The following is a 17,026-nucleotide window of genomic DNA, read 5'->3' on the forward strand; positions in this document are numbered from 1 at the left end:
GATAAATACTTGAATGCAGTATATCCAGTGTTATCAATGGATTAAATACTGAATAACCGTTAGTAAACAAAGTTGTCGCTCGGTTTAGAGTAGCGATTCTGTTTTCCCTTCCGCAAGGATTTCTGGGCAATGGTAACTTTTAGTCACTGTATTATCAGGAAGTACTGATTCAAGATGGACATCAAAACCCCACAAGCGATGAATATGGCGTAGGACTTCTTCGGTGGATTGGCCGAGCGGTTGTTTATTATACATAAAGTGTCTCAAGGTTAGGCTTCGATCTCCTCGGACATCTACGTCGTAGACCTGAATATTAGGTTCTCTGTTCCCTAAGTTATATTGAGAAGAAAGATCTTCACGTACTTGACGATAGCCCGCTTCATCATGGATTGATGTGACTTCCAAATTGGCTTTTTCAGAGTTATCCATAATGGTGAAAAGTTTTAGCTCACGGATGAGTTTTGGCGAGAGGTACTGGAGAATAAAGCTCTCATCCTTATAGTTACGCATGGCGTAGTCTAATGTCTTTTTCCAATCGGAACCTGCGATATCAGGGAACCATTCGCGGTCTTCGTCGGTTGGTTCTTCACAGATACGTTTGATGTCCTGCATCATGTTGTATCCCAATGTGTAGGGATTAATGCCGTTGAAGTAAGGACTATCGAATGGCGGTTGGTAGACAACACTGGTATGTGAGTGAAGAAACTCCATCATAAATCCATCGGTTACTAAGCCCTCTTCATGCATTTGATGCAGAAGCGTGTAGTGCCAGAAGCAAGCCCAGCCTTCGTTCATTACTTGGGTCTGTTTCTGTGGATAGAAATATTGCGCCACTTTTCGAACGATACGAACAATCTCTCGTTGCCATGGTTCAAGAAGTGGGGCGTTTTTCTCTATAAAATAGAGTATGTTTTCTTCAGGTTCTTTAGGGAAGTGCTGAATAACTGGTGTTGCTCCTTCCTCTTTTTTTGGAATCGTGTTCCACAAGTCGTTTAAGTGACGCTGGATATATTCTTCCCGCGCTTGCTGGCGCTCTTTTTCTTCATCTGCTGTCAGCGGTTGTGGGCGAACATATCGATTTACGCCATAGCTCATGAGTGCATGGCACGAATCCAGTAGCTCCTCAACTGTATCTACACCGTATCTTTCTTCGCATCGGCTGATATAGCTTTTAGCAAAGAGAAGGTAATCAATAATCGCTGAGGCATCGGTCCAAGTTTTAAACAGGTAATTACCTTTAAAGAAAGAGTTGTGACCATAACAGGCATGAGCAATAACAAGGGCCTGCATTGTCATGGTGTTTTCTTCCATTAGATAAGCGATACAGGGGTCGGAATTGATTACAATCTCATAAGCAAGGCCCATTCTGCCGCGCTTATAGTTTTGTTGGGTATCAACAAACTGTTTACCAAAGGACCAATGGTTATAGTTTAAAGGCATGCCGATGGAGGCGTAGGCATCCATCATCTGTTCGGAGGTAATGACCTCGATCTGATTGGGGTATGTGTCTAAGCCGAAGTCTTTGGCAATGCGAGCGATTTCTCGGTCATATTCGGCAATAAGTTCAAAGCTCCACTCAGCTCCGGTGGATATTGGACTGCGTTTTTTCATGCTGCCCCCTCAACCTTTTTCTCAAATAGACTACGAAATACTGGGAAAATATCTGCTGGGGTTTTTATCTGTTGCATGGCAAAGCATTCTTCCCACTTTGCTTGTAGGCGTTCGTATTCATGCCACAAGTTTTGGTGGGGTCCTGTAGTGATCTCTACATAGGCGAAATACTGAACTTGCTTGAGGATCTTTTCATCAAGGAGCTGGTAGCATTTACTGGAATCTCCATCCCAGTTATCGCCATCGGATGCCTGAGCTACATAGATGTTCCAGTCTGCTGGGGAATAACGTTCTTCTAGAATATCTGAAGTCAGGTCTAAAGCGCTGGATACGATCGTGCCGCCGGTTTCGCGGGAGTAGAAGAACTCTTGTTCATCGACTTCTTTGGCGTGGGTATGGTGGCGAACAAAGACAACTTCGATCTGTTTATAATTCCGTTTCAGGAAGAGGTACAGCAAGATAAAAAAGCGTTTCGCCATGTCTTTAATGCTTTGAGTCATAGAGCCTGATACGTCCATAACGCAGAACATCACGGCCTTGCTTGAAGGCACGGGAACTTTGATTAAATTGTTGTATTTAATGTCAAAGTCATCAAGGAAAGGTACACGCTTTAAACGCTGTTTAATCTCTTCAATTTTGGAATTTAATGCTGAAATCTGTTTCTCTGCATCATCATCGGGTAAACGTTGCTCTAAGCTCAAAATTTCCGCTTTGAGTTCACGGATTTTGCGTCTGTCTTTGCCGGTTAAGGCAATGCGACGTGCGTGGGCTGCTTTTAACGAACGCACAATATGAATCTTGTCGGGGCTACCAGCATTGGTAAATCCAGCTCGGCGGGTTTCAAATTGGGTTGCGCTTTTTAGCTGTTTTTTGACTAGATAGGGGAGTTCCAAACCATCAAACATAAAGTCTAGAAACTCTTCCTGATCGATCTGGAAGGTGAAATCATCTTCCCCTTCACCTTGATTGCTGGCTTGGCCTTCACCGCTGCCGCCGCCACCGCCGCCACCTTGCGGGCGTTGGAACTGATCCCCTACAACAAACTCTTTGTTGCCAGGGAAAACTTTATTACGAACGCCGCCTTCACCATGATGAAAAATGGGTTCGGAGATGTCCCTGCGAGGAATGGTAACGCTGCCACCTTGTTCGATCTCTTTGATGGAGCGGTTGTTCACCGCATCTTCTACTGCATCTTTAATATGTTTTTTATAGCGACGAAGAAAGCGCTGACGGTTAACCGTGCTCTTGTTCTTGGAGTTCAGGCGGCGATCTATGATGTAACTCATAATACTTCTATCCCCGTAGATGGCCTGCACTTAGGCTCTTCATCTCATTCGGGCAGGCCTTTGCCCGAATGAATGCCTTCACCAACTGTTATTGCCGATTAACTACTGTGACTTTCTAACGCGGATATACCATTCGGACAGTAATCGCACCTGCTTCTCGGTATAGCCTCGTTTTATCATCCGTTTAACAAACTCACCATGCTTGGTTTGTTCATCTGTAGAGGCTTTCGCATTAAAGGAAATAACAGGTAACAAGTCTTCCGTATTGGAGAACATTTTCTTCTCAATAACGGTACGCATTTTCTCGTAACCCATCCAAGATGGGTTTTTACCGTTGTTATTGGCACGGGCACGCAGTACAAAATTAACAATTTCGTGTCGGAAATCTTTTGGATTACTGATACCGGCAGGTTTTTCGATTTTTTCGAGTTCCTCGTTAATCGCCTGACGATCTAATATGTCACCTGTTTCTGGGTCGCGATATTCCTGATCCTGTATCCAGAAATCAGCGTATGTGACATAGCGATCAAATATATTTTGTCCGTACTCTGAGTAAGACTCTAAGTAAGCGGTTTGAATCTCTTTGCCCAAGAACTCGATATATTTAGGTGCGATAAACTCTTTTAGATAGCCTAAATAGCGATCTTGGATTTCGGCAGGGAATTGCTGCTGTTCAATCTCTTTTTCGAGTACATAAAGGAGATGGACTGGGTTAGCTGCAACCTCTGAAGGGTCAAAGTTAAATACTTTGGATAGAATCTTGAAAGCGAAACGGGTTGATAAACCATCCATTGCTTCATCAACACCTGCAGAGTCCTTATATTCCTGCATAGATTTCGCTTTGGGGTCCGTGTCTTTTAGATTCTCGCCGTCATAAACACGCATTTTTGAATACAGGCTAGAATTTTCAGGTTCCTTCATACGCGATAGGACCGAGAATTGAGCCAACATGTTTAATGTATCTGGTGCACAGGGTGCATGGTTTAACGAACTGTTTTCTAAAAGTTTTTCGTAGATATGGATCTCTTCAGTTACACGGCAGCAATAAGGTACTTTTACGATATAAATACGATCGATAAAGGCTTCATTAGTTTTGTTGTTCTTAAAGGTTGTCCACTCTGATTCATTAGAGTGGGCGAGGAGAATACCATCGTAAGGAATAGCCCCCATGCCTTCGGTACTGTTGTAGTTACCTTCTTGGGTAGCGGTTAATAGAGGATGGAGCACTTTAATTGGGGCTTTGAACATCTCCACAAATTCCATCATACCCTGATTGGCACGACATAATGCACCAGAGAAACTATAAGCATCAGGGTCGTGTTGTGGGAAATCTTCCAATTTACGAATATCAACTTTACCCACAAGGCTAGAAATATCTTGGTTGTTTTCATCACCTGGTTCGGTTTTGGCAATGGCAATCTGATCCAAAATAGAAGGGTAGAGTTTTACTACACGGAATTTAGAAATATCCCCACCATATTCGTGTAAACGCTTGGCCGCCCAAGGTGACATGATGCCTTTCAAGTAGCGTGAAGGAATACCGTATTCTTCTTGAAGAATGACACCATCTTCTTCCGGTTTGAATAGACCTAAAGGTGACTCAAAAACAGGTGAATCTTTAATGGCATAGAATGGAATGTGCTCCATTAAATGCTTAAGGCGTTCGGCCAAGGACGATTTACCGCCACCCACTGGACCAAGTAAGTAAAGGATCTGTTTACGTTCTTCTAGACCTTGAGCCGCATGTTTAAAGTAGGAGACAATATTTTCGATCGCATCTTCCATACCATAAAACTCGCTAAATGCAGGGTAACGGCGGATCAGTTTGTTCGAAAAAATACGACTTAGTCTTGGATCAGCAGCGGTATCAACCATTTCAGGTTCACCGATCGCTTGCAGCATACGTTCAGCCGCATCAGCGTAGATCATAGGGTCCTGTTTACACAGTTGGAGATATTCGTCCAAACTGTATTCTTCCTGCTGAACAGAATCATAGCGGGCTTTATAGTGGTCAAAGATACTCATACAAATCACCTTTATTCAGCCAAGCTTATTTGGATTTTTGAATAATTATGTCAGGCTGTTTTGCTTGCTTACCTGTAGTTAGTGTAGTTCACATTTTTGAACTCTGAACATTTGACTCTAAAACTTTCCTTAAGGTTTCATCGTTTAATAATCTTATGATTTATAAGGACTTATATTTCTTGTAGTTCAAGGTTTTGGATAAACGTAGCTAGAAATCGAGCCGCTTCGCCGCCAGTGAGTGCGCGGTGATCAAAGGTAAGTGAAATAGGAAGAATACGATGAATTTTTATTTCCTCACCTACGGCTACAACTTGTTTGCGAATAACGCCTGCACCAATAATTGCCACTTGTGGGGGAACCACAATTGGATTTGCGTAACGTCCGGCAATAGTGCCGAAATTACTCAACGTGATTGTGGCTCCTTGTAGTTCAGAAGCAGGGATCGTTCTGTTTTTGACATCTGTACGGAGAAGATTTAATCCTTCTCGTAGATGGGAAGGTGAGCGGTTACTAATGTCACGTAATACTGGAACAAATAATCCCTGTTCTGTATCAACCGCGATACCAAGATCAATTTTGGAATGTATTCGCCGACTGAGGGTATTGCTATCAAACCACGAATTAATTGCTGGTTCTGTTGTGCAGGCTTCTGCTATGGCATGGATTAACCGTTGTGTGATATCTGTGCCTTTAGGCCAGCTATTAATATCTGCATCTTCATGAATAGTGACAGGCACGACTTCACTATGCGCTTTGCTCATGACCTGCGCCATATGCTTACGAACCCCACGTAAAGGCTCAGCTTTGCCATGGGTTTGATCCAGTCGAGCGGCTTGTTCAACGTCTTTTGGCGTGATGTTGCCTTGTTGTCCGCTACCTTTTACTTGGTTTAAATCGATATTTAAGCGTTTGGCTAAGGCTCTTACTGCTGGTGTCGCTTTCTGTGTTGTTGCACTGATTTGGCTGCTTGGAGCGGCACCAATAAAGAAGGAATCTTGAGTAGTGGAGTCTGTGTTTGCTTGTGGAATTTCACCGACAACAGTACCACTGTCACTGTCTTCTTGACCTTCAAATTCCAATAGGGGCTCTCCAGTGTGGATAACATCACCTGGCTGCCCAAATAGATGCGCTATCACACCTGCTTGCGGAGAGGGTACTTGAATAATCGCTTTGGCTGTTTCTACAGACAGGAGTACTTGGTCTGTTTCTACAGAATCACCTTCTTTGATATTCCATTCCACAATTTCTGCTTCAGGAAGTCCTTCGCCGAGATCTGGTAGTTTGAAATATTTCATGCGAACTCCAATGTCTCATTGATACTGTCGATGATGTCTTGAGTGTTAGGTAGGTAGTGATTTTCAAGACGGAAATAGGGCATAACAGTGTCATAACCCGTTACCCGAGCAATAGGCGCTTGTAGATCTAAGAGTGCTCTCTCTGCGATGGTTGCAGCTATTTCTGCACCTATACCCGCATTTCTAGGGGCCTCATGTACAATCACAACGCGCCCCGTCTTTTTCACGGAGGCTAGAATTGTAGTCATATCTAAAGGGCTGATACTGGCTACATCGATCACTTCACAGTGCACACCTTTATTTTGGAAATGCTCTGCTGCTGCTAATGTTTCTGTGATCATTGCACCCCAGCTAATTAACGTAATATCTGAGCCCTCACGTAGCGTAAAACAGCTGCCTAAAGGCAATGCTTCGCCGTTATCTAAAATCTCTTGTTGCTGGCTGCGATAGATCCGCTTGGGTTCTAAAAAGAGCACAGGGTCTGGATCTCGAATGGCTGCTAAAAGAAGCCCGTACGCACGTGCTGGAGAGGAGGGAATGACGACCTTAAGGCCAGGAATGTGAGCCAAAAGGGCTTCAGTACTTTCCGAGTGATGTTCAGGGGCATGAATGCCTCCACCAAAAGGAGCTCTAATCACCATAGGGCAGGTGAGACGGCCGCGGGTTCTATTTCGCATGCGTGCGGCATGACAGATGATCTGCTCTAATGCGGGGAAGATAAAGCCCATAAACTGGATCTCAGCCACTGGTTTCAAACCTTGGCTGGCCATACCTATACTCAGCCCTGCGATCATAGACTCTGCTAATGGCGTGTCCATTACGCGCTTAAGGCCAAACTCATCTCTTAGATTCGCGGTAGCGCGAAAAACACCGCCATTAACGCCAATATCTTCTCCCAATAGAACGATCTCCTCGTCCCTTCGCATCTCTGAGGCCAAAGCTAGATTGACCGCTTCAAGAAGACATACTGAATGTTTCATGATGCATCCTCCTCAGCATGGCTAGCATTTGGCATCGCCTTGATTGTCGCCCAGTCCCTCTGTTCGATGAGATGCTCGGGTAGCTCGGCATACATGTAATCGAACATGGACTCGGGAGCTTGAGGATCAATTGCTAAATACTTTTCTGCTGCTTGTTGGACGAGTTGCGTGATCTCTTGTTGAAGAGCTTGTTCTTTCGATTCGTCCCAAAAGCCTTGAGTAACCATGAAGTTACGCAAGCGTTTTACTGGTTCTTTCTCCCAAGCTTGCTTCAGTTCTTCGTTATCCCTGTAACGGGTCGCATCATCAGCGGTAGTGTGGTCACTTAAGCGGTAGCTTATGGCTTCAATTAGGGTGGCTCCTTTACCGTCATAAGCGCGCTGTAAAGCTTTAGTTACCGCTTCATGCATAGCAATCACATCGTTACCATCCACTTGCATACCGGGAATTCCAGCGGCTTGTGCTTTGTTAGCTAACTGAGCGGCAGCGGATTGAATTTTACGCGGTACCGAAATTGCCCACTGGTTGTTGTTGATGATAAAGACTACAGGTAGTTGCCATACCCCAGCGATGTTTAGGGATTCCATAAAATCCCCTTTAGAGGTGCCGCCATCGCCAATTAAGGTCACAGCAGCGTGCTTTTGATTACGTACTTTTAGCGCTGTTGCAACACCACAGGCATGCAATGATTGAGTGGCGATTGGGACTGAGTTAGGGAAGTCCTTCTTCATATGGGGTGAAGCATTGCCTCGTTCATCACCGCCCCAATATAAAAGAATATCTTCAAGGGCGAGTCCTCTAATCATCTGGCAGGCATGGTTTCGATAGTAGGGCACGAGAACATCTTCTTCGCTCATGCAGAGTGCCGTGGGAACATCGATTCCTTCTGAGCCTAGTAGGGATGCGTAAGTGCCCAATTGACCCGTGCGTTGTAGCGCGATGGCTTTAGCGTCAAACTGTCTAGCCAATACCATGTTGTGATAGCAGCGTAGAAACCAATCAGGTGATTGGCACCATTGTGGCAAGCGCTGTGTGGGATTCCCCTCACTATCTAAATATTGCAGTGGTGTGTGACTCATAACTCATCCTCCTAACCGCTATCATTAGCTTAAGCTGCGGAATTGAAGTCGTTAGATGCACTGATGATTTGTTCAGCCTGGTGATTGGCTAGACGATGTACACCTTGCTTAGCTTGCGCCGCGTTTTGATAAAGTTGGGTGAGCGAATCACCTATCTGAATAACTTTTTGGCGGATCTCTCGGCTGTTCTGTTTTGAATATTGCAGTGCTACAAAAATTAAACCGCCCGCGTTGATCAGATAATCAGGTGCGTAAAGGATATCTTGAGCGGCTAGCAGGTCGCCGTGTTTCTCTTCTGTTAGTTGATTGTTGGCTGAGCCAGCAATGATGGACACACGAAGTTGTGGCAGAGTCGTGTCGTTTATAATCGCACCAAGTCCACAAGGGCAAAACACATCAGCATCTACAGCGTAAATCTGATCAGGTGCAACACTCGCAGCGTTAAAGCTTTTCTCGCATTGAGTCACACGAGCTTGATCAATATCGGTAACTGTCAGCTTGGCTCCGGCTTGATGGAGTAAGCGGGCAACTTCGTAACCTACATGTCCTAGGCCTTGGATACTGACGTGCACACCTTTCAGTGACGTTCGATTTAACTTGAATCTGACGGAAGCTTTAATCCCTTCAAACACGCCGAGTGCGGTATAGGGGGAGGGATCGCCAGTGGTTTGAGTGCAGGTTACAAAGGCGGTGCTCTTTTGAATCTGATCCATGTCGCTAATCTGAGTACCGCTGTCCATTGCTGTTATGTATTCACCACCTAAACCATCAACAAATTGACCAAAGCGCTGCATAAGTTCTGCGCGGTTGAAGTCTGATTTTGGCTTAATGATGACAGCTTTGGCTCCACCGTGCGGAAGTCCAGCAAGTGCTGCTTTGTAACTCATACCTCGAGCCAATCTAAGCGCATCAGTTATGGCAGAATCGTCATCGTTGTAGTGAATAAACCTGCAGCCGCCGATCGCGGGGCCACGCAAAGTCGAGTGAATGGCAATGATAGCCTTGAGGCCCGTTTCAGGGTCGTGGCAGAAATGTAGGCGTTGTGTGCCATTGCTTTCCATCTGTTCAAACATCACGGGGTCCTCCGTCTGTATCTACAGGAAAACATCAATTGTGTGCAGTTAATCGGTGATTTGTGGGTCGCACTTTTACCAGTTAACTGAACTTTGTATGCGGTAGCGTGTCTTTTGGATCTCTACACTTTTGGAATAGCACAGTTTTAGGCAAATTTCAGATTGAAAAATTCAAAATAAATTACAGTCTCTCAAGCATTTTGCAGGTGCGAAATGGCTAGAAGTGCGTCTTTTCGCTGAATTTACGGGTGGTATGGCAAGAAAATTACTGCGAAACCAAAAAAACTCAAAAAGTTTTAAATTTAGTAGTGGAAAAATCGGTTTTTAAAGGACGATAGAGTCCCATTCAGGATGAATATAGTTATAATCATTGGTTAATAAAAAATAGGTTGGGGCTTTCTGGATAGATGAAAAAAAGTTTCGTTTGTACTGTAGTGATGTTGAGCGCACTGGGCATTCCTCAGAGCAGCTTATATGCTGAAGAAACTGCTCCCTATGGCATTTCGGAAGGGAATGAAGAGTTACTTTTAAGTGGCTTGAATAATCTTAAGAGTCAGGAACTGGACTCGGCTCTATCAGATCTACAGGAGCTTACTGAACGCCGACCAGATTTTCGTCTAGCTCAGTTAGTTTATGCTGATATTCTTGCTGCTCAGGCACAAGGTGCTCCCCTCAGTCATAAACGAGGTGACCATCAGCAAAAAATCGAAGGACTTATTTCTGAAGCTAAAGTTAGATTACTGATGGAAATGGAAAAGCCATCTGCAGATATGTTGCCTGCAGACATGTTGACTCTATCTCCTGATCAAAAGCATGTCATTATTGTTGATACTCGCTTATCGCGCCTTTTCCTATTTGAAAATCAGAATGGTATCCCTGTGCTTGTTAAAGATTATTACGCTTCGTATGGTCGTGGCGGCACAGGCAAAGAGGTTGAGGGTGATCTAAAAACGCCGCTGGGCGTTTATTTTACTACCAGCCGATTAGAAGATGAAAATTTACCATCTCGATATGGTTCAGGCGCACTTCCGATTAATTATCCTAACGTTTGGGATGAGAGGTTAGGGCGTACAGGCTATGGTATTTGGCTACATGGTTCACCTGTGGAAACTTATAGCCGTCCACCCAAAGCTAGTGAAGGCTGTATATCTCTAACCAACCCTGATTTTATTGAATTGGATAACTTGATTAACTATCACAATACACCCGTTCTAGTTGGTCATAACGTTCGTTGGATTCAAAAGGCAGATTGGTTAGAGCAGAAAAAGCGTTTCACTAACTTAGTTGAGCGTTGGGCGTCTGATTGGGAAAGTCTTGATCATCAGCGTTATATAGAGAACTATTCTCAAAACTATGACGATGGCAAACGTCAATATTCACAGTATTCTAGCTACAAGAAACGTGTAAATGGTTCTAAAAAGTTTGTAGATGTAAATCTACAAAATTTAAGTATTTACCGATATCCAGATAATCCAAATCTGGTTGTGGCTACATTCCAGCAAGATTACAAAAGTAATAATCTTTCCGGCAGCTCAGTTAAGCGTCAGTACTGGACCTTTGATCAAGATCGCTGGCGTATCGCTTATGAAGGTAAACCATCAAAAGGCAGACCTTAAAATATCAGGGAGATAGGGTTGAGCGATTCAAGTTTAAGTTCTTCTGAACTATTGCTGAGTAATTTATCTGATCATCAGGTTATTCGCATTGAGGGGTCCGTCCAGTGGATGGAATACCTAACTGATCAAGTGAAACAAACCCAACCTGATACATTTGAGATTAAAGGCTCTTTAGCTTTAGATGTTGTACAGAACAATTTGGCTGAATTTCTCCAAGTGGAATCTGGAGCGTCGTTTGTTCAGCAGGAACTAAAACGTTGGTTACAGCAAGGGCGCCGTCTGCAGATTATTGTTAATAGTGATGATGTTTGTACTGACGCTCTTACTTATTTGTTAGGTCTTCCTTCTATCTGTGATGAAACAGGTCCTGCTGTAACGATCATATTGCTAAGTACTCCGGAACTGATTTCTGCGTTGAAGTCTTCTTCATTACTCGCTAGCAAGTTAGATGGCTATTATCAAGAGGATGTTAATTCAGACTCAGTATCTGTGGGTAGTAATAAACCCTTAATTGCTGTTGGTGCTCTTGTAGTTGTTTGTTTAAGCACTGGCGGATGGTATTGGTTTGGTAGCCAAAAGAGTGTTAAAGCTCATGAATTAGTTGTGGCTAACTCAGATGATTCATCCCAGAAAGTTGGTGAAGCAAAGGTGAGGCAACTTGCTCAAAACGAACAAACAGTAGTTGATTCAAACCTAAAAGCTGACAAGCAGATTAAACTGGCGGTAACCGAAGTAATGCTTGACGTTGCTGTTGAAGAAAAAACACCGATAAAGGTGGAGTCTGTTGTTAAGCCATCGGAACCTATTGAGGTTCCTAAGAAACTCAATCCAGAGTTGGTGGCGTCTTTGACCGCTACAGTGGAAAAAGCAAAACAGAAGCGTGATAAAACGTCGCAAAACTCAGTTAACACAGTTGCAGGGTTTAAAGAGCGAGAAGCTGTTAAGATTAATGAGCCAATTAAAGTAGCTAAAGCTGGATCGAGAGAGTTAGCTGCTTCTGAGCCGTCAAACACATTAGCGCAGCTCCAGACCTCTTCTACAATTGAGAGTCAGCGACCAGCTGAATCGGCTTCTGAATTCGTAGTTAAACCTGGCCCTAAAGAAAACAATGAAAAAGCTGTACGCGAAGTTTTCACTACTTGGCATACAGCGTGGGAGAAGCAGAACTGGGATGACTACATCAACAGTTATCTACAGAATACCACCCTATATGGCGTTAAAATGTCCCTCGAAGAGTGGCGTGCTTTTCGTAAAGATCGCTTGCTCTCACCTAAATGGATAAAGTTAGAGATCCAAGCTCCGAAATACACTCGTCTTAATTCGCACTGGTATAGAATTGAATTTTATCAGCGATTCGAGAAGCCAGGCTATGCAGATGAAACAAATAAGCGTTTAGAGCTGACTCTAACATCTGATGGTTGGAAGATTGCTTCTGAAGCTGCAAATGGCACGGTTGTTTTAAAGCGGCCGACCCGCTAAGAAGTCGAAATAAGTGATAAAAAAGCCCCTATAGAGAGGAGCTTTTTTATATTTGATTACTTCAGTAAACCTAAGCTTCTTTCGAGGCTGATTTTCCATTGATCGTCGACTTTAACTAACATTAAACGCTTTTTAACCGCATCTTTATAGTTATCAGACTGATAATGCTGATTAAAGTGTGCTTCAGCTAAATTGTCTCTCAGCATTTTGATGTTGATCTGATTAAGTTCCACACGAATAAACTTAGGTTTGTTTAAACGTTGAGTGCGTTGTTTAACCCACTGCTGGTGGTTTAGCTTAGCATTTGGGCGGTAAAGTGCGGTGTAAGAGTTTACATAGCCCGCATGGTTTTTGTTGCTCCAAGCATCAGCCCAATTATTGATATGTGCTAATACTTCTGACTCTGGAAGAACTTGAGTTTCCAGTTTTGGCGCTTCAGGTACTGCATTTGTTTGTTCTTTTATTTTGGCTACTTCTTTCGCAGGAGCTTCTGCATTGGCGGCAGTAACAATCGTTGGCTCGCTCACAGCGACAACAACTGGCTTATCTTTAGCCTTAGCTGGTGTTTCTATTTTTGATTCAGGATCCGAAGTAATCGTTGTTAGAGTAGCAACTGGAGTCTGTTCTTTAGGTATAACAGGTTTTATAACCTGAACGTCCACTTTAGCTTTTTCTACTGCAGCAAGTTTTACTGGCTGTTGAGGTGCTGCCACCACCATAGGATTAGAAGGGCTGCCTTGGATTGTTGGAGTTTGGTTAATCATAGCAAGGTTTGGCCCTTGCTCAGCTGAATTTAAATCCAATGCCTTATTGTAGGCTTGTGATGCTAGCGTTGCATAAAGTTCTTTTAAGTTAACATGCACTTGTGCGTAGCTTGGGTGAGTCTGGAACGCTTGCTGAAGTGTTTCTATTGCTTGAGGGAAATTACCCTCTTCGGAATAGATAACAGCCAAGTTGTTGAATGCCTCTGGGCGATCAGGATGAGATTTCATCAGGCTTTGGAAGATAGCCTTGGCAGCCGCTTTATCACCTTTATTACTTAGGATAATGCCTTTGGTCAGTTGTGCTGACGGAAGGTTAGGTTGCTGTGCTAAAAAAGCATTAATTTGGGTTAATGCTTCTTGGTGGTTACCCTGTTGGCTTAATTTTAAGCTTTGTTCGATTGCAGGTGATGAACTAGCTGCAGCAGGCTTAGTAACGCTTACTGTAGTGATATATTCACGAGAGTCTTCGGTGATAACCGGTTTGGCTTGCGGACGAAGTTGTCCGCTATGTGCGGCTCCTTTCTCTTCAGCTATCCATTTTTTGACTTCTGCAAGTTTAGTCTTCATCCACTCTTCATCGATCTCAGCCGTACGCATGTCAGCTTGATCAGTTGCTTTTTCCGGATCACAACTGTAATCGTTTGTACGCCCACCCTTGTAGCAGAAGCCTTCAGGGATTGGTTTGACTGCTTCGGTGCTCGCGCTATCTGATTTGATATTTGAGGAAGTGTTACAGCCGGTCAGTAGCGAAACTGAAATGATTGTACCAATGGTCGTACGTAATAAATTTTTACCGTTGTTTAATTCGAATTTCAGCATGGATTAAGGCAAGTAATAAGATGATGAAGTAGAAGATTATACGCATATAACGATTGATGTCATATTCAAACAGTTGTTTTCAATAGTGGCCGAACTTTTTAATAAGTGGGAGAATGTATTCTCATGAGAATACAGGGTGCTATGGGCAACTTTTTACCCATTAGGTACTAAACCTTACGCATTGAGTTGGTGTTTAAACAGGAACTCGCCGAGTGATTAAACTAACGAAAAGTTACGCCTTAATATTTTCCATACTCTTCTCTCAGGTTTCATTTGCTGAGCAGAAAAATGAATGGGGTTACGCAATGCAACCCGGCGAATCAGTCTGGAGTGTGGCGCATGAGCTGCTTACCGATTGGAGAGAATGGAAAACGATAGAGCGCCTAAATAATGTGCGTAATGATCGTCAAATGTCTCCAGGCACTGTTTTAAAAATTCCGCGTAATCTAATTCAAGAAAAGCGCTCTGATATCAAAATCCTGGATGTGAATGGAGATGTCACGGCGCAGGTTAAATTGCGTGAAGGAAAAGCCAAAGCGTTACTTCCTTTGAGTCGTGGTCAGAGTTTATCTCAAGGTGACTTGATCAAAACAGCTGCACAAGCTTCGGTATTACTAGAGTTTGATGATGGTACTCAGGTGCTATTACTGGGCGAAAGTGTGCTTCGTATTGAACAAGCAACGGTGATCGGAAACAAGCGTAAGGTTGTCGATATCAAAGTTTTCCTAGAGGAAGGTGAAGCTGAAATTCGTGCCAATCCAGCTAAAGTTCCGGGTTCTCGTTTCTTGATCGATACGCCAGTTGCTTTTGCTACGACTAAGGGCACTACCTACCGAGTGAGAGCTGAAGGGGAAAGTACAGCAGCCGAGGTTACTCAAGGTTTAATTGGTGTAGGTAACAAGTTAGGCGCTACCAATGTCCGTCAAGGGTACGGAACTTTGACTAGGGCTAATCAGCCCCCTAAAAAACCGAAAAAGCTTCTACCAGCGCCTGAATTGCCGGAAATAGATAATGTGATCCGTTATCTACCGGGGAAACTGGCTTGGAATAAGCTGGATGGTGCTGCTCAGTACCGTAGTCAAATCTCTCCGGACCAAGCATTCACGGCAATTGTATACGACCAGATTTCTGCTCATCCAAAAATGGGTTTACCTGCGGCCTTAGAAGATCGCTCCTATTGGATTCGTGTGAGTGCAATCAGTGCTGACGGTTTGCAGGGATTATCTGCGTTAAAGCAGATTAATATTGAAGCGCGTCCTTTCCCGCCTGTCCGTCAGGGACCTATGCCTTCTGACTCTCTCTATGTTGGTGACATTGAATTTAGTTGGTCTAAACCAGAATTGGCCGATTCATTTGTTTTTGAGATTGCTAGAGATCAAAGCTTTACTGAGATTGTCGATAAACAAGATAATATTACGGAGACTCAGCTTGTTGCAGTTGTGTCAGAGCCGGGTAATTTCTTCTGGCGCGTGAGTAGTGTAACGGCAGAAGGTAAGCGTGGTCCTGTTGGTCATGCGGGTGCGTTTAAAGTAAAACCCGTTCCTCCAAAGCCGGAGATGAGAGAGCCTGTAAGCAGTGAATCAGAGATCTCTTTTAGTTGGCAGGAAGAGGAGGGTGTAAGTTTCTATCAGTTACAGCTTGCAAAAGATAAAGCGTTTAAGCAGCTTGTTGTTGATAACAAAACTGAGCAGGCAAGTTTAGCGATAGATAAGCCGCAAGCAGGTACCTACTATTTACGCGTTAGGTCTATCGACGCTGAAAATTACGCGGGTGAATGGACAGAACCTCAAGAGGTGGTTCAGCCGGTAGAGAATTGGTGGCCAATGATCATTAGTGGATCACTCTCTCTGCTCTTGCTGTTGTAATGCTGGTTCGTTTCAAGCAGATACTCTTGCTAATCCCGCCATTACTCTGCGTAGTCATGGCGGGATTGTCTTCTCTGCCTGAAACGTTTGATCGCTTTATTTATGATGCTTTGGCCAGGCATTATTCCCCAATTAATTTTCAAGATCGTTCAGTTGTTTTAATCGATATAGATCGTCGTAGTTTAGAGGCGTTTTCTGGCTGGCCTCTTGATCGCTCTATTCATGCTCAAGCAATCGAGCAGCTCAGTTCTGCTCAAGTTTCTTCTGTCACTTACAATGTTGCCTTCATTGCTTACGGAGGTCCTCAAAATGCCTCTGATAAAGCTTTGCTAAGTGCAATTCGTCAAAATGGCAAAGTTATTTTGCCTATGCTCGCAGAGAAAAATCAGGAGTTATTGCCCTTCAATGGCCTCAAGTTGAGTGGTGCAAAAGTAGCGCACTCGGAGCTTCCGTTAGATTCTGATGAGATGTTAAGGCGTAACTATATGCATGCGGGTATTGGTTTTCCTCGCTGGCCTAATGTCCCTTTAGCGACTTTAAGTATTTATGCGCCTGTAAAAGCAGATGATTTCTCTGGATTAAGAAGTCCCTATCTTAACTTAGGATTTAGTCGTCGATGGAGTCGAGATTATGAGGTGTTGATTCCTTTGGGGGTCGATAAGTTTCTGCAACAGACACCGCGTTATAGCTTGGTTGATTTAGTTACTGGTCAAGTAGATTCGGGTACTTTAAAGAATAAGGCTGTTTTTATTGGCATTGCTGATGCTCAACTCGAACCTAAAAAAGCCCTAGCTCAGGGAATGTTCTCTGCTACTGAGATCCATGCGTTTAATTTTGCTGTATTAAATAAAGGCTATGCTCTATCGCCATCGTTGCCAATCTGGGCTGTAGCTCTAGGGGTTTTAGCTACATTTTGTGTTGGTTTGGTTGGTTTGGTTACGATGCCAATTTGGTTGAAATTATCGTTTATTGTTACGGGCGGAATATTGGTGACGGTGCCGTTGATGATGGTTAGTGTGGGCTATTGGCTCAGTTACTTACCCATGTTGGTAGGGCTGGTATTGGTAAGCATCATGAGTGGCGCTAGATTCTTATTGGCAAAAAAAAGCCCTGAATGATCAGGGCTTTTTCAGA

Annotated in this window: 12 protein-coding genes; 4 read left to right on the forward strand and 8 right to left on the reverse strand. The window is 43.8% G+C overall.

Annotation, left to right across the window (positions count from 1 at the left end; genetic code table 11):
* Nucleotides 1-84: 84 nt before the first annotated feature.
* The 7 genes from ACMXYX_RS04030 to ACMXYX_RS04060 all read right to left on the reverse strand — a co-directional run bounded on the left by ACMXYX_RS04030 (nucleotide 85) and on the right by ACMXYX_RS04060 (nucleotide 9,349).
* Complete coding sequence (locus tag ACMXYX_RS04030; protein ID WP_415883725.1) at nucleotides 85-1,611, reverse strand: SpoVR family protein; 1,527 nt, start codon at nucleotides 1,609-1,611, stop codon at nucleotides 85-87.
* On the reverse strand, nucleotides 1,608-2,897 hold the full coding sequence (locus ACMXYX_RS04035; RefSeq protein WP_415906523.1) for a YeaH/YhbH family protein: 1,290 nt from the start codon (nucleotides 2,895-2,897) through the stop codon (nucleotides 1,608-1,610). Before ACMXYX_RS04035 ends, ACMXYX_RS04030 begins: the two co-directional genes overlap by 4 nt.
* 102 nt (nucleotides 2,898-2,999) lie before the next feature.
* Nucleotides 3,000-4,922: a PrkA family serine protein kinase gene (locus ACMXYX_RS04040; protein WP_415906524.1), complete on the reverse strand. Its 1,923-nt coding sequence runs from the start codon at nucleotides 4,920-4,922 to the stop codon at nucleotides 3,000-3,002.
* Between the two features lie 170 nt (nucleotides 4,923-5,092).
* Entirely contained in the window at nucleotides 5,093-6,217 is a 1,125-nt protein-coding gene (locus ACMXYX_RS04045) for a dihydrolipoamide acetyltransferase family protein (RefSeq protein WP_415906525.1), read from the reverse strand.
* Complete coding sequence (locus ACMXYX_RS04050) at nucleotides 6,214-7,197, reverse strand: alpha-ketoacid dehydrogenase subunit beta (RefSeq protein ID WP_415883729.1); 984 nt, start codon at nucleotides 7,195-7,197, stop codon at nucleotides 6,214-6,216. Before ACMXYX_RS04050 ends, ACMXYX_RS04045 begins: the two co-directional genes overlap by 4 nt.
* Entirely contained in the window at nucleotides 7,194-8,276 is a 1,083-nt protein-coding gene (gene pdhA / locus ACMXYX_RS04055; RefSeq protein ID WP_415906526.1) for a pyruvate dehydrogenase (acetyl-transferring) E1 component subunit alpha, read from the reverse strand. Before pdhA ends, ACMXYX_RS04050 begins: the two co-directional genes overlap by 4 nt.
* A 29-nt stretch (nucleotides 8,277-8,305) precedes the next feature.
* Complete coding sequence (locus tag ACMXYX_RS04060) at nucleotides 8,306-9,349, reverse strand: Leu/Phe/Val dehydrogenase (protein WP_415884639.1); 1,044 nt, start codon at nucleotides 9,347-9,349, stop codon at nucleotides 8,306-8,308.
* A 407-nt stretch (nucleotides 9,350-9,756) separates the two neighbouring features.
* On the opposite strand from ACMXYX_RS04060, the gene ACMXYX_RS04065 reads away from it, so the two are divergent.
* Both ACMXYX_RS04065 and ACMXYX_RS04070 read left to right on the forward strand, forming a co-directional pair.
* Nucleotides 9,757-10,965 (forward strand): L,D-transpeptidase family protein, encoded by a 1,209-nt coding sequence (locus ACMXYX_RS04065; RefSeq protein ID WP_415906527.1) that lies wholly within the window; start codon nucleotides 9,757-9,759, stop codon nucleotides 10,963-10,965.
* A gap of 18 nt (nucleotides 10,966-10,983) precedes the next feature.
* Nucleotides 10,984-12,444, forward strand: coding sequence for a hypothetical protein (locus ACMXYX_RS04070; RefSeq protein WP_415883732.1), 1,461 nt, complete (start codon nucleotides 10,984-10,986; stop codon nucleotides 12,442-12,444).
* 56 nt (nucleotides 12,445-12,500) lie between these two features.
* Here ACMXYX_RS04070 and ACMXYX_RS04075 read toward each other — a convergent pair whose 3' ends face one another.
* A complete protein-coding gene (locus ACMXYX_RS04075) occupies nucleotides 12,501-14,027 on the reverse strand; it encodes a tetratricopeptide repeat protein (RefSeq protein ID WP_415883733.1) in 1,527 nt (508 codons plus the stop codon).
* A gap of 212 nt (nucleotides 14,028-14,239) precedes the next feature.
* On the opposite strand from ACMXYX_RS04075, the gene ACMXYX_RS04080 reads away from it, so the two are divergent.
* Both ACMXYX_RS04080 and ACMXYX_RS04085 read left to right on the forward strand, forming a co-directional pair.
* Nucleotides 14,240-15,892 carry a FecR domain-containing protein gene (locus tag ACMXYX_RS04080; protein WP_415883734.1) on the forward strand — a complete coding sequence of 551 codons (1,653 nt, stop codon included), beginning with the start codon at nucleotides 14,240-14,242 and terminating at the stop codon, nucleotides 15,890-15,892.
* Nucleotides 15,892-17,010 (forward strand): CHASE2 domain-containing protein, encoded by a 1,119-nt coding sequence (locus ACMXYX_RS04085; RefSeq protein WP_415906528.1) that lies wholly within the window; start codon nucleotides 15,892-15,894, stop codon nucleotides 17,008-17,010. The genes ACMXYX_RS04080 and ACMXYX_RS04085 overlap by 1 nt, the downstream gene beginning before the upstream one ends.
* Nucleotides 17,011-17,026 lie beyond the last annotated feature (16 nt).

It is taken from the genome of Neptuniibacter sp. QD72_48, assembly GCF_047778065.1.
Lineage (GTDB): Bacteria > Pseudomonadota > Gammaproteobacteria > Pseudomonadales > Balneatricaceae > Neptuniibacter.

Coding starts and splice junctions, on each gene's coding strand:
- ACMXYX_RS04030 (WP_415883725.1), bottom strand. CDS start 1,611: ATGAAAAAACGCAGTCCAATATCCACCGGAGCTGAGTGGAGCTTTGAA.
- ACMXYX_RS04065 (WP_415906527.1), top strand. CDS start 9,757: ATGAAAAAAAGTTTCGTTTGTACTGTAGTGATGTTGAGCGCACTGGGC.
- ACMXYX_RS04035 (WP_415906523.1), bottom strand. CDS start 2,897: ATGAGTTACATCATAGATCGCCGCCTGAACTCCAAGAACAAGAGCACG.
- ACMXYX_RS04085 (WP_415906528.1), top strand. CDS start 15,892: ATGCTGGTTCGTTTCAAGCAGATACTCTTGCTAATCCCGCCATTACTC.
- ACMXYX_RS04040 (WP_415906524.1), bottom strand. CDS start 4,922: ATGAGTATCTTTGACCACTATAAAGCCCGCTATGATTCTGTTCAGCAG.
- ACMXYX_RS04075 (WP_415883733.1), bottom strand. CDS start 14,027: ATGCTGAAATTCGAATTAAACAACGGTAAAAATTTATTACGTACGACC.
- pdhA (WP_415906526.1), bottom strand. CDS start 8,276: ATGAGTCACACACCACTGCAATATTTAGATAGTGAGGGGAATCCCACA.
- ACMXYX_RS04060 (WP_415884639.1), bottom strand. CDS start 9,349: ATGTTTGAACAGATGGAAAGCAATGGCACACAACGCCTACATTTCTGC.
- ACMXYX_RS04050 (WP_415883729.1), bottom strand. CDS start 7,197: ATGAAACATTCAGTATGTCTTCTTGAAGCGGTCAATCTAGCTTTGGCC.
- ACMXYX_RS04045 (WP_415906525.1), bottom strand. CDS start 6,217: ATGAAATATTTCAAACTACCAGATCTCGGCGAAGGACTTCCTGAAGCA.